Raw genomic sequence first — 13796 nt, forward strand, 5'->3', positions numbered from 1 at the left:
ATAGGGAAATAGACCCAGCCGTTCTTTATCGTGTATAATTATCCAATATTGGCAGTTGAGTCGGTGGTTTTTTCGAACAAATTTAAAGCGCTTACAAAAATCCGGCTTAGAGGAACTCCATGGCTATTATGAATAACGATAGGAGGACGGGCGGATGAAACGATTTCCCATGATGCTTCAGCTGATGCTGATTCTGATCTGTGTCATGGCTATTCCGACGGCCATACTGACCTGGTATAGCGGGACGCAGATCGTGGGTTATTCGGAAGGCGCCATTGCGGATACCTCGCTGGAGGGACTTATCGCAAACAGGGAGCTTAACGAGAATGCGCTGAGCAATCTGGCGCAGGATGCGGTCCAGCTGGCCGGCACGAATATATTCGACCGGATCCGCAGCTTCAAGACGTATTCGGCGCTTAATTCGGACTATAGCGACGTGTACAGCGCTTTAAGAATACTAAATGAACTGGCGAGTCTGAACCACCGTGTGGACGGCGTATACTCGACCTATTTCCTGCTTGACGAAGCGGATTACGTGGTCTCGACCGACCGGGGAATTACGACGCTGGACCGTTACGAACCGGTCGATTGGATGGAAAAGGCGCTTGCCGGCCGGAGAGGAATCGGAGGCGTCTGGTACCCCCGCCAATTGCAATCCGGCATGCAGGTCGTCTCCTATGTGCTGCCGTTAAACCGCTTGTCAACGACTACGCGCGGCACGATTGTCGTGAATTTGAAGGAGAGCCAGATTGCAAGCTATTTAAAATCCTCAGAACCGGGTTCGGAAGGCTATATGCTTCTGAGATCCGACGGCACGATTATTTCGCATCCTGACAAGTCTTTGCTTCTGACGGACGGCAACAAGCAGCCTTTTATCCGGCAAATCCTAAGCAATAGCCAAAGGGAAGGCTATGCTTACCATGTATTAAACGGCCAGCGGCTGCTGTATACCTGGTCCCGCTCGGTGCAGCTCGGCTGGTGGAACGTCAATATTTATTCGATGGACCAGTTAATGACGAAGACGTACAACCTGCAGAAGGGCATCATTTTCATTACGGGCATGATCATCATCGCAGGCACCATTCTTGCCGTATTGCTGGCCACCTGGTTATCCCAGCCGCTCCGGAAGCTTGTCCGCACAATGCGCGAGCGCAGCAATCACGGCGGCACGAACAAAAACGAGCTGGCTTTCCTGGAGTCGGCTTTCAGGAGGATGCAGGAAGAGGAGGAAAGCCTGCATACGCTGCTGCAAGAGCGGGAGCAGGATACCCGAAGCTTATCGATTCATCAGTTGCTGCGCGGCGAAGTGAAGAAACAGATCGCCGAGATGTTTCCCGGGCCCTATTACACCGTAGCGGTTATCTCCATCGACCGGTATAGGAGATACGCGAGCAAAAATAATCCGGAGACCCGCAGCTTCCACCGTTATCTCCTTCTCACGAAATGCGAGAGCCTGTTTCCGGATGGTCTGCATGCCCGGGGAATTTATCAAGGCGAAGGCTGCTTCGCATTCGTGATCAACTACGGGCAGGAGGAGGCGGAGAACGGGCTTCAAGGAATAAAGGCGACGCTTGTTCAAATCCGCGATACGGCGCTTGACCTGCTTGGTCATTCGGTTACGACCGGCGTCAGCGGCCGGACGGAATTCAGCGAGTCGATCCCCGAGCGGGTTGCGGAGGCGACGGATGCCATCAAGCAACGCATGATCAAGGGGAGCGGCTGTATTTTTTACTGGAAGCCAGAGGAAGACCGCGGCAAGAAATATATGTACCCGGCAAACAGCGAGCGGCGTATCGTGAATTTCCTGGAGCGTGCTGACCTAGGCAGCATTCTGAAGGAATTGGAGAGTATCCGGGCTGACATTTATTCCGATTCCAACGTTTCCTATGACAATATCTTGTTTATCTACAATCAGCTGATTGGCGTTACGATCCGTCATCTCCGGGAAAACAACGTCAGCACGTCGCGGATTTTCTCCGGACGGGGAAATATCTACTCGGCGATTGCTTCCACCGATACGCTTGACGAGCTGGAGAACCATCTCCGCGATTTCTTTACCGAGATCGTGCAGCATCTGGAGCGGAGTACGGGAGAAGCGAATCACGGCGAGCGGATTATCCGTTATCTGGAGGAGCATTTTCGCAAGGAAATCGTCTTCGAGGAGATGGCGAAGGAGATTGGCATCAGCTATTCCTACATGCGGAAGATCGTCTATGAATTAACCGGCAAAAGCCTCATCGATTATATGAATCAATTGCGGATCGAAAAAGCAAAGCAGCTGCTTATCGAATCCAAAATGACGATCACGCAAATTGCTTCCGAAGTAGGCTACTATAACGTGCAAAGCTTTAACCGGTTCTTCCGCAAGTATGAAGGGATGCCGCCAAGCAGCTATAAGACGTCGAGATCCAAGACTTCGTAAGCGTAATAGAATGAGAGCTGTCATGCCGCCTGCAGGACAGCTTTTATTTTTGCTCATGCCTATCAGATTTGATCAAAAACCGCGCCGGATAAGCAGAAATGATGCCTTTGCGATCAAAAATGACAGGGAGAATCAATACTCAAGATTTACCGTTTGGAAAAAGCGGGGGTATGATGAGGTCAGCCGCGGACGATGTCTGAAGCGAGCAAAGGACCGGGGGAATTAAAGGCTGAGGGGGGTGAGAATGTGAAAATTGAAAGCGCTTCACAACAAAACGAAACCGCTATAAAACAGCTCGGATTAAACAGACGCGGGATGGCGTATTATCTTCGGCGGGATTGGCAGCTTTACGCGTTGTTAATGATTCCGCTGGCCTTTGTACTGACCTTCAAATACGCATCGATGTCAGGCCTCATTCTTGCTTTCAAAAACTATAAGATTGCCAAAGGGTTCTGGGGGAGCGACTGGGTTGGCTTTCAAGTGTTCCAGGAGATATTCGCCAAGCATGACTTTGGCCGCGCCGTCCGCAATACGCTTTTGCTTAACAGCCTGGATTTGTTATTCAGCTTTACGATGCCGATCGTGCTGGCCTTGCTGCTGAACGAGGTAAGAGGCGTAAGATTCAAACGCGTGAACCAGACGCTGCTGTATCTGCCGCATTTTCTATCCTGGATTATTATCGGCGCAATTGCTTACCAGCTGCTCAGCGAGAGTAACGGCGCGATCAATAATCTCATTGCCATGATGGGCGGCGACCGGATTCCGTTCCTGCAGGACGATTCCAATTGGCTGATCAGTTATCTGGCGATTGGCGTCTGGCAGAGCATGGGCTGGGGAACGATCATCTACCTTGCCTCGATCAGCAGCATAAACCCGGAAATGTACGAAGCAGCCATCGTTGACGGCGCGGGGCGCTGGAGGAAGGTATGGAACGTGACGCTGCCATCGATTCGAGTGACCATTGTTACCCTGCTTATCATGAATCTCGGCAAAGTCATGGAAGGCTCGTTCGAACGGGTATTCGCTCTGCAAAACAAGGCTACGACGGAATACACGGTTACGATTCCCGTGCTGGTGTACCGGTGGGGGATCGAGAGCGGCAACTTCAGCCGGGCAACGGCGCTAGGATTATTCCAGGCTGTCATCGGACTTGTGCTTGTGCTCGCGGCGGACCGGATTGCGAAGAAGCTTGGCGAGGACGGAATTTTATAGAGTTAATTCTTACGAAGTAAGAATTCCCACAAATGCCCTAATATAGAGCATAAAGGTGGCAATTCTTTTAAGGAGAGGTGACCATGAAAGCAACGAACAGCACACTTGCTGTTCATCGCAGAAGGCGGTTTGATATTTGGGATGTGCTTATTCACCTCTTTATCATCATTGCCTCGCTTGCCTGTTTGCTGCCGTTTCTGCATGTCGTATCCAAATCCTTAAGCGAAGACGCATTTGTTATCGCGAATAAAGTTTTCATCTGGCCGGAAGGGTTTACTTTCGAGGCGTACAAGAAAATTTTCGCGGACCGCAGTATATTGCGTTCCTTGTATGTATCGGTTCTGGTAACGGTGCTGTTCACCATCATTGGCATGATTATTACCATTTGCGCCGCTTATCCGTTATCCCGCAAGCAATTAAAGGGACGTACCGTGCTGACGTTTATCTTTATCTTCACCCTGTACTTCAGCGGCGGTATCATTCCCGAATATTTGCTCGTGAACAACCTGGGGCTGCTGGACACCATGTGGTCCATTATCCTGCCGCCCGCCTTCAGCGCCTTCAACCTGCTGATCATGAAGACGGCGCTGTCGAGCAGCATACCGGACAGTCTGGAGGAATCGGCCAGGATTGACGGGGCCGGGCATTTCCGGATTCTTGTCAGCATTGTGCTGCCGCTGTCCAAACCAATCATTGCAACCTTGTCTCTCTTCTATGCGGTTGGGCGCTGGAATACGTACCAGGACGCATTGTTTTACATCAAGCAAAACGTGGATATGCGGCCACTGCAGCTGAAGCTGTATTACCTGGTTATTCAAGCGAGCGAAAGCTTCCAGCTGGAAGCGACTCAGGTATCGCTCAGTAATCCCGAAGTTCTTAAAGCATCCTGCGTGGTATTCGCGACTCTTCCCATTATTTGCGTGTACCCGTTTATCCAGAAGTATTTTGTCCAAGGCGTTATGCTTGGAGCCGTGAAGGAATAATCTCGAATACGAAAATGAATGATTGGGGGAACCAGCAATGAGCAGAAAAAATATGGTATCCATATTTATGGCTTTGTTTGTGGCACTCGGCATTTTGTCGGGCTGCACGAATAACAACAATGCGAATACAAAGAGCTCTACCGAACCTTCTCCTTCCGCAAGCGATACTGCGGGCAATACGCCAAGCGAAAGCCCGGCAGGCAAGTATCCGGATTATTCGAAAGGCTTCCCGGAGAAAGTTACGCTTCAGATTCCGGTCTATGAACGCGCTTTCGAAGGCTGGAATGTATCGGATAACTACTATACGCGCTGGATTCAGAAGGAATTCGGCGATAAATACAATATCGACGTTAAATTCATACCGATCACAAGAAACAGCGAAGTAACGGACTATGAGCAGCTGCTTGCTTCGCATAAGGCTCCGGATATTATTTTCCACTACGATATGCCACAAGCGCTTGCCTACTACGGCGAGGATGTCATGCAGGAGCTGGACTACGATGAAATTGCCAACTACGCGCCTACTTACTGGAAAAATATGAGCGAGACAATCAAGCAATACGGTGTCGTAGACGGCAAAAACGTATTTTTCTTCGCACAGCGTCCGCCAGCCGATAACTTCACCACGCTGATCCGCAAAGATTGGGTGGAGAAGGTTGGCATGAAAGTAGAGGATCTGACTTCTCTTGAGAAATATAACGAAATGCTGGAGAAATGGAAGGCGGCTGGACTTGGCGTTGCCGGCGCATCCCTCTTGCAGAACAACTATACCTTCAACTATGCCTTCCGCGATTGGCCGATTGATCCTAAATACCGCGCGCTGTATTCCGATCTTGGCGTAGCGGACTTGACTACGAAGGAAACGGAGAAATACCTAAAAAACCTGAACTACCAGTACAATCATGGGCTGATCGATAAAGAATTCTATTTGCGCAATGACGATGCGAAGACGAAAGCGGAATTTGTTGCAGGCAAAACAGGCACTTACGGCTTTTATCTCGCCAGCAATACCGACGTGCTGACCGCTACACTGAAGAACAATCCGGATGCGCAATTTGCTGTTCTTCCAGGAACGGCTGGAGTTCCGGAAGGCAATAAGCCGCAAGGCCGTGCATACTGGCCATTCGGCTTGATTATGGGTATCAATTATGAATCGACGGATGAGGAACGTGCCGCTGTATGGATGTACCTCGAATGGATGAGTCAGCCGAAGAACCTGTTCTACCTCCAGAACGGTGTTGAAGGCCAGAACTATACGCTGGATGCAGACGGTCTTGCCGTTAAGAATCCGGATTACAAAGGGGAATCCGTACTGTCCCAGAACAACAATAAAGACTATTTCGCACTCGTCAGCGAAGTTGTGCAATACACGGATCCGGCTGTAACGCGCAAAGCCTACTTGCAAAACTGGTCGCCTCCCGGCTACGAGCACCTGGCTGAAGATGTGCTGAATAATTTTGAGAAGTTAGCGGAATTCCGTACGCCGGATGCGCTGTTCAGCGTTGTGCTCGAGAAAGTAAACGAGTACAAAGCCGATCTGAACTCGCTCTTCCAGGAGCTTTACGTGAAGGTGGCTCTGGCGCCGGAGGATCAATTCGACAAAGTCTATGAGGATGCGAAGAAGACTTATCTGGATGCCGGTTATCAGGAAATCCTGGATGAGAAGCAAAAAGCTATCGACGCGGGTCAATTCAAGTAAACATGAGAACGCCATACGAGCCCCTGCGCAAGCGGGGGCTTTGGTTCTCGAAAAATTTTCCCGGAGCAGTGCTGGTATGGCCGCGTATTTTCTTTAGAGGCTGCAGAAGGAGGATGGGCTCCGGGGAACGGTGCTCGATTATCCGGAAGCCTGCGGAAGTCTCGGCCACCGCAGGGATAGCCGCCGCGATGGTCACGCAGAACAATCCGCTGCACGCCAAGTATGCGCAGAAGGCGCTTAACGGCGTGCTTGCCAACATTGCGGCAGCGGCCGGGTATTAAATGTATCCGGCGGAACGGCCGCTATGAACGATATTGAAGGTTATCTGAGCATCGGCAAGAAATGGAAGCAAGTCTGGGGGCAAGGGCTTGCTTTAGCTTTACTTGCCGCTGTGACCGAGAACGAGAATAGAAAGGAAGCACGCCGTTAACGGCGTGCTTCTTTGTTATTTTAATATATTACAAGTCAGCACTTAATAAATTACATTTTATTAAAAATCCCAACAGGTATAATTTTTTACATGAGCTCACCTTATACGGAAAGAGGGGTTGATAAAAGTGAAAGCGGTTTTAGGCAGCGATAGCCAGCGGGTCAATCTAAGGAGAAAAAACCGATTCGTTCAAAACATCAAAAGAGATTATTTGTTATATGCCCTCTTGCTGCTGCCCATGGCGTATATCGCGGTATTCAGATATGCGCCGATCTACGGCGTATTAATGGCTTTCCAGGATTACAACATTTTTCAAGGCATCAGCGGCAGCGAGTGGGTTGGATTTGACGTCTTTCAATTTATATTCCAGCAGGACAGCTTCTACCGCGCTTTGAAAAATACGCTCATTTTGAACCTGCTGGATTTGGCGGCAGGGTTCCCGGCCCCCATAATACTGGCGATTTTGTTGAATGAGCTCCGATTTACGCGATTCAAAAAATTTACGCAAACCGTTCTTTATCTGCCGCATTTTTTGTCCTGGGTCATTATCGGCGGCATGGTATACCTGATGTTCTCGTCCGGCGGTATGGCCAATACGATATTATCCGGCCTTGGTCTTGGCAAAATCGAGTTTCTCTCCGACAAAACAAACTGGCTGATCATGTATGTGGCCGTCGGAATCTGGCAGAGCGCGGGTTGGGGGACCATCCTTTATTTGGCCGCCATTATCGGAATAAACAAGGATTTGTACGAGGCAGCGGATATGGACGGATGCAGCAGGCTGCGCAAAATCTGGCATATCACCTTGCCGGGCATCAAGCCAACCATCATTATCCTGCTCATTTTGCAGATCGGAAGAATGGTTTCCATTGGGTTCGACCGGCCATTCGTCATGGGCAATTCGCTTGTCAGCGACTATTCCGATGTGATCAGCACTTACGTGTATCGAATCGGGATCGGGTCCGGCGACTTTTCTCAAGCAACGGCTGTCGGATTGTTCCAGTCGGTTGTAGGGCTGATCTTTCTCGTGTCGGCTAATTATATTTCCAGGAAAATAGGCGAGCAAGGAATTTGGTAAAGGGCGTGAGTGGATTGAACAAGTCAAAAACAAATCTCGTGGACATTCTGATTATTTTATTCATCACGGCGGTCTCCATAACCTGTCTCGTTCCGTTCTTGTATATGATAGCGCTTTCTCTCAGCTCCAATAACGCTATCATTTCGCAGAAGGTATCGCTTTGGCCGGTAGAATTCACGCTTGAAACCTATAAAACGATTCTAAGCGATGTCGACATGCTTTATACACTCGGCTATACCATTGTGCTCACGATTTTATTTACCGCATGTTGTATGTTTTTAACGATATGCGCTGCCTATCCGCTTACGAAGAAACGATTAATGGGCAGAAATTTTTTGTTAACCGCCATGGTGTTCACGATGTATTTCAGCGGAGGACTGATTCCCAGCTATATTCTGGTGAAAAACCTGGACATGATGAACACGGTGAGCAGTCTGATCTTACCCGGCGCCTTGAGCGTTTTTAACATGATCATCCTCAAAACCTTCTTCTCTTCCCTTCCGGAAAGCCTGGAAGAAGCGGCCGCGATCGACGGCTGCAACGAATGGGGGATTCTTTTCAAGGTGGTTCTGCCGTTGTCCATGCCCTCTATCGCAACGCTTAGCCTCTTTTACGCGGTTGATAGATGGAACGGCTTCCAGGACGCGTTGTTTTACATTACGGACAAGAATTTGTATCCGATGCAATTAAAGCTCTATCAAATCATTACCGCCAACCAGCAGTTAGATACGCAGCAAGGCGAAGGCAGCACGGGGGCTTTTATCGTACCCGAATCTTTGAAAGCTGCAAGCGTTATGTTCGCTACCGTTCCGATTTTGCTGGTTTACCCGAAGCTTCAGAAATATTTTGTTGACGGCGTAATGACGGGAGCAATTAAAGGTTAAAGAAAAGAGGCAAGTATACTATTGGAAAAGGCGAGGTTGATAATATGAACAAAAAAATGTTGGTTTTACTGCCCGTTCTCACGCTGTTAGCGGGCGGATTGGCTGGCTGCGGCGACGATAACAACAATAATAAAGAGAGCCAATCCACTTCTACGGAGACGAAGGCCTCTTCGGGCTCGCCGGTTACGCTTACGGTGGAGGTGTTTGACAGAGGCATACAAGGCCAGCCGGATTTGAACAACAACACTTGGACCAGGTATATTAACGAGCATTTCGGCAAGCCAAACAATGCGGTCGTAAAATTTGTTCCGGTTCCGAGATCGCAGGAGATTGATAAGCTGAACGTCATGATGGCAGCGGGCGAAGCGCCGGATATTTCCTTTACCTATGACAGCGCAACCGTATCCCGGTACGCAAAGATTAACGGGATTATGCCACTGGAGGAATTGCTTGAAAAGTACGGCCAGGATTTGAAAAATTATCTGGGTGAGACCGTTCTTGCTTACGGGCAATTCAACGGAAAACAGATGGCGATCCCCGCAAAACGAACATCGCTGGCTTGGATCGGCAGTTTCATCCGTAAGGATTGGCTGGACAAATTAGGGCTGCCGGTTCCGACGAACAGAGATGAGTTATATAATACTCTTGTTGCATTCCGAGACAAAAATCCCGGAGGGGTTGACGGCGTTATTCCATGGGGATTGGCGGCGACCGGCATGAATTACGGAACCGGCAATTTGGCCGAATCGTTCTGGGGCGAGCAGTCGGAGGAGGATTTCGTAACGTCTCCGAACTGGTTAAAGCCCGGAAACAAGGAATCGCTGAAATTCCTCAACAAGCTGTACAACGAAAAATTGATCAGCCCCGATTTTGCGTTGGATAAGACGGCAAAGCAGGCGGACGCGGACGTGACAAACGGCAAGGTCGGATTTTTCAGCGCGAACTGGGATTACGCGTTTAGACAAAATATAAGCGAGCCGCTAAAAGCCAATGTGCCGGATGCTAACTTTATCCCGATCGATACGTTTAAAAACGAGGAAGGCAAATACAAAAAAATGATTTACAATGAAAACGGCTTAAATGTTTTTATACCAAAATCCAGCAAAAATGCGGAGCTGGCGATTAAATATTTGAACTGGATGGCGAACCCCGAGGTGTTATTTTTCCTGCAATACGGGGAAGAAGGAGTTAACCACAAAACGGTTGACGGAATCCCGCAGGTTATCGCGCAAACCGGCGACAATATGCAGACGAGTCCGCAAAACCTCGACTATACCCTGGTGGTAAACGGCGTTGAGCTTGGCGATCAAGAGAAGAATATTAAAGCCCTTTCCGCTTCGTATGCCGGATTAGAAGAGACGGCAGAGCAGTCCTACAAAATCAATACGACGGACGGTTACACCGCCTTCTTCTACGATACGCCAAATGATGCCAACATCAAGTTCGGCAAAACGCTTGGGGATATGAACAAACAAATGACCGATAAACTGATTGTATGCAAGCCTTCCGATTTCGACAGCTTATACGACAAGCTTGTGGACGAGTATATGGCAGCTGGCGGCAAGGCTGTCATGGAAGAAAATGCGAAAATTTACGAAGCGATGCAGGCAAACAAGAAGTGATATAAGGGGTTGGCTGGCTGGCAAGCCTATGGACTTAAGGGTCCATAGGCCTTTGTCTATATAAAGCGAATGACTGCGATTATGACGACAGGAACCTATCGGGAGGTACTTATGTATAGTGTCATTATTGTGGATGATGAGCCTTGGGCGATTAAAGGGATTAGGAATGCCTTTGACTGGAGTAAACACGGATTCGAAATAACGGGTCAGTTCACTAGCGTCCACAAAGCATATGAGTTTATATGCGAGGAAAATCCCGATCTGATCGTTACGGACATTAGAATGCCCGAAATTTCCGGGCTTGAGCTGATGAGGATGACCAGGAAAAAGGGCGTGGAAGCCGACTTTGTATTTGTAAGCGGTTTCGCCGAGTTTGCCTATGCGCAGGAAGCTATACGATTCGGGGCGCTGGATTATTTCCTGAAGCCTATCGATATTGAGCTTGCGGAATCGTTCATACATAAGTTGGCTGTCCATTTTGCCAAAAAAAGAAGTCATCGCAATAACCTTATTCTGGAGGCGTTAATGTCCACGGACAACCATGAATTGAGCCGTTTAACGCCTTTTTTTAATTCTTCTTCGGGTGAAGACTATTATCGCGCGCTTATCGTCTATTCGAATCGTGATCAAATCTGCGGCAGAAAGAGGTTTGATGTCGAGCAAACCTTGGAGATAGAGCTGGGATCAAGGAAAACGCTGTACATCCTAAAAAGCGGCCAATTGGCGAACTTGCAGGGGCTTGAATGGGCGGGGACGGACATTAAAGCTGCGGGAATCAGCAGCATCTCGAATCATTACAAGGATCTTGCCAAGCTGATTAAGGAATCGGATCTGGCGGCCTCCAAGGTTTTTTTGAATGAGGATGAGAAAGGGCTGTTCGAGTACGAACAAAAGCTGGATACGGTCAAGCCGTATATAGATAGCATTTCCGTCATGATCCAGGAGAAACAATTTGAGGCATTGGAAGATACCATAGGGAGGCTTAAAAACGACTTCAGCAAAAATAATGCGGGCATGGGGGAGGTTGTTTATTTATGGAATCAGGTGGTCGGCGTATTATTGGCTTCCTTTTATGAGGAGCTGAAAGACATGGAGCTGGGCTTTCTCAATTATGCCGAGCTCAAGGAGCGTTTTGAGAATTTTGAGTCCTTATGCGGCTTTTTATATGACGTTCTTCTCTACATCAGGCAGTTGAACCGCCAATGCGCAAGTGAAGGCGATATCGGCTCCTATTTCGCTCAGATGGTGAAATATATCGATAATCATTACTCTACCAAGCTGTACCTGAAGGATTTATCCGCCAAGTTTTTCCTTAATCAGGTCTATTGCTGCCAGTTGTTCAAGAAGAATTTGGGGAAAACCTTCTCGGAATATGTCACGGAACTCAGGATAAACAAAGCCTGCGAGCTGTTGAAGCATACGGAAATGTCCGTCGAGGAAGTAGCGTTAAAGGTAGGAATCATGGATTATTATTATTTCAATAAAGTATTCAAGAAGCAATGCGGAATAACCCCGGCAAAGTACAGAAAATGCTGATTTTTAAAAAACGTATCGGAGTGTGTGCAGCTTGAAGATCAGCAAACTAAAGCTTAAGCATCAGATCTTCCTTATCGTGTTATTTACGGTGATCCTCTTTACCTTTATGGAGGCTTATTTTTATTTCAGCTTTTATAATCTGACCCAGACACGTGCTGCCAATTACGGCAACAAAATCATTGAGCAGACGCGCCAAAAGATCGATTCGGTGTTCAACGACATAAAGATCAGCACGAATATTGCGGTAGACAATAGAAAAATTCAGGAGTTTACAACGGCGGACAATGATTACGCGAGAGATATCGATATCGGCAATTACGTCATCGACCTAATGGAGTATATGAGAGCCTTTAATTCCTACGTAAGCGGCATTGTCATTAATGATAATGAAGGCAGAAAGGTTTACAGCGTGGATTCGATAACCGGCGATATCTTTTTCATGAATCAATATAACGCGTTTATCAATAAGTATAAAAACGATAGCACGGCTTTAGACAAGGGAAGTTTTACGGATCTGTTCAAAGACGGGAAATCCGGAAATGAGTATTTCTTTTATGTGGCACCCATTATCGAATCGATAGGCGGCGTTCATTTTTCCCAAAGAACCGGTTACTGTTCCGTTATGGTCAATATCGAAAAGCTGCAGGAGCTGATCGAAAACACGGAGCTTACGCCTCATTCCGCCTTGTATATTCTGAACAGCAGCAATGAGGTCATCGCTTCCAATCAGGCAAGCTTCCGCGGCGTGTTATTCGAGGATATTCTGTCGGCGGACCGGGACAATCTGACAAGCGGAATGAAAACGAAGATTAACGGGGAAAAGGTTATCGTTCAGGAAAAGGGTCTGGAGCAAGCCGACGGATGGAGCATCGTCAGCATTATTCCGGTACATGAATTAACGGCCGACATGAACCCGATTAAACATAACAGCATTATAGCCGGCGTCGGAATCATTCTAAGCCTCTTTATTCTGGGCTATTTCTTTCTGAACAATTTGACGCGGCCGGTTATGGGCCTTGTAGCGGATATGAGGAAAATCGGGAAGTTGGAGGGATTTAGAGTAAAGGTGCGTTCGACGAATGAAGTTGGGGTGTTGGCTTACGATATTAATCGGATGATTGACAAAATGGAGAGTATGTCCAGTCATGTTATCAGAACGCAAGCAAGACTATACGAATCGGAGCTCAACAAGAAGCAGGCTGAGTTTTCCGCTCTGCAAAGCCAGATCAATCCCCATTTCCTCTATAATACTTTGAATTGCATCAGCGGCATCGGGCTGGAATACGGCAGTAAGGAAATCGCCCAAATTACCTCCTGCATGTCCAAGATTTTCCGGTACAGCGTGAAAGAGGACGAACTGGTACGGATCGGCGAGGAAATCGAATGCATTAAGGCCTATTTGAATATTATCTCCATTCGATATGAGAACAAGTTTGCGATGGAAGTGCGGATAGACGAGAAGCTATTAAACCTGCAGACACCCAAAATGATTTTGCAGCCCATTGTGGAGAATGCCGTTTACCACGGGCTTGAGAGAGTGGATGCCGGTGGAGAGCTTAAAGTCAGCGGCCATTTCGACGACAATGGAGACGTATGCTTTACGATAACGGATTCGGGAAGAGGAATGGATGAGGAAAAGCTTGGGAAGCTGAAGGAGAAGCTGAATACGGAGCATTCGGATAGAGGGTCGGGGAAAAGCATCGGTCTGCCGAATATAAATCACCGGATAAAGCTGCTGTTTGGAGAAAGCTACGGCGTAGTAGACATCATTAGCAGAATAGGATGCGGAACGACCATAATTGTCAAGATTCCGGCACAGGAGTAGAAACTCAATAGATATGTCCACCTTCCGGTTGTCCTTTTCCTTGAGCATCTCTTGAAATTATTGCTATAATTTCCTAATAGAGTTTAAAAGTTGCAGCATGCAAAT

The 13796-nt window shown here is 48.0% G+C and carries 9 protein-coding genes and 1 pseudogene; all 10 read left to right on the forward strand.

The genetic code is table 11. From position 1 onward, the window contains the following. Positions 1–154 precede the first annotated feature (154 nt). The 10 genes and pseudogenes from FHT67_RS02375 (at position 155) to FHT67_RS02420 (ending at position 13691) form a co-directional block, all read left to right on the forward strand. Complete coding sequence (locus tag FHT67_RS02375) at positions 155–2422, forward strand: AraC family transcriptional regulator (RefSeq protein ID WP_167195308.1); 2268 nt, start codon at positions 155–157, stop codon at positions 2420–2422. Between the two features lie 246 nt (positions 2423–2668). Beyond that, on the forward strand, positions 2669–3634 hold the full coding sequence (locus tag FHT67_RS02380) for an ABC transporter permease subunit (RefSeq protein WP_167195311.1): 966 nt from the start codon (positions 2669–2671) through the stop codon (positions 3632–3634). An 83-nt stretch (positions 3635–3717) separates the two neighbouring features. After that, positions 3718–4617 (forward strand): carbohydrate ABC transporter permease, encoded by a 900-nt coding sequence (locus tag FHT67_RS02385; RefSeq protein ID WP_132303551.1) that lies wholly within the window; start codon positions 3718–3720, stop codon positions 4615–4617. A gap of 37 nt (positions 4618–4654) precedes the next feature. Then, a complete protein-coding gene (locus FHT67_RS02390) occupies positions 4655–6316 on the forward strand; it encodes a type 2 periplasmic-binding domain-containing protein (RefSeq protein ID WP_167195314.1) in 1662 nt (553 codons plus the stop codon). Positions 6317–6413: 97 nt separating this feature from the next. Further along, a pseudogene (locus FHT67_RS02395) lies at positions 6414–6746 on the forward strand (glycoside hydrolase family 88 protein); the annotation flags it as partial. 127 nt (positions 6747–6873) lie between these two features. Then, on the forward strand, positions 6874–7824 hold the full coding sequence (locus tag FHT67_RS02400; RefSeq protein ID WP_132303555.1) for an ABC transporter permease: 951 nt from the start codon (positions 6874–6876) through the stop codon (positions 7822–7824). 14 nt (positions 7825–7838) lie between these two features. Next, positions 7839–8708: a carbohydrate ABC transporter permease gene (locus tag FHT67_RS02405; RefSeq protein ID WP_207918088.1), complete on the forward strand. Its 870-nt coding sequence runs from the start codon at positions 7839–7841 to the stop codon at positions 8706–8708. Between the two features lie 44 nt (positions 8709–8752). Further along, positions 8753–10330 carry an extracellular solute-binding protein gene (locus FHT67_RS02410; RefSeq protein WP_167195316.1) on the forward strand — a complete coding sequence of 526 codons (1578 nt, stop codon included), beginning with the start codon at positions 8753–8755 and terminating at the stop codon, positions 10328–10330. Between the two features lie 111 nt (positions 10331–10441). Next, on the forward strand, positions 10442–11866 hold the full coding sequence (locus FHT67_RS02415; protein WP_167195319.1) for a response regulator transcription factor: 1425 nt from the start codon (positions 10442–10444) through the stop codon (positions 11864–11866). A 31-nt stretch (positions 11867–11897) separates the two neighbouring features. Next, positions 11898–13691 carry a sensor histidine kinase gene (locus FHT67_RS02420; RefSeq protein WP_167195322.1) on the forward strand — a complete coding sequence of 598 codons (1794 nt, stop codon included), beginning with the start codon at positions 11898–11900 and terminating at the stop codon, positions 13689–13691. The last annotated feature ends 105 nt before the right edge of the window (positions 13692–13796 follow it).

The organism is Paenibacillus sp. BK720 (assembly GCF_011761545.1).
Classification (GTDB): Bacteria; Bacillota; Bacilli; order Paenibacillales; family Paenibacillaceae; genus Pristimantibacillus.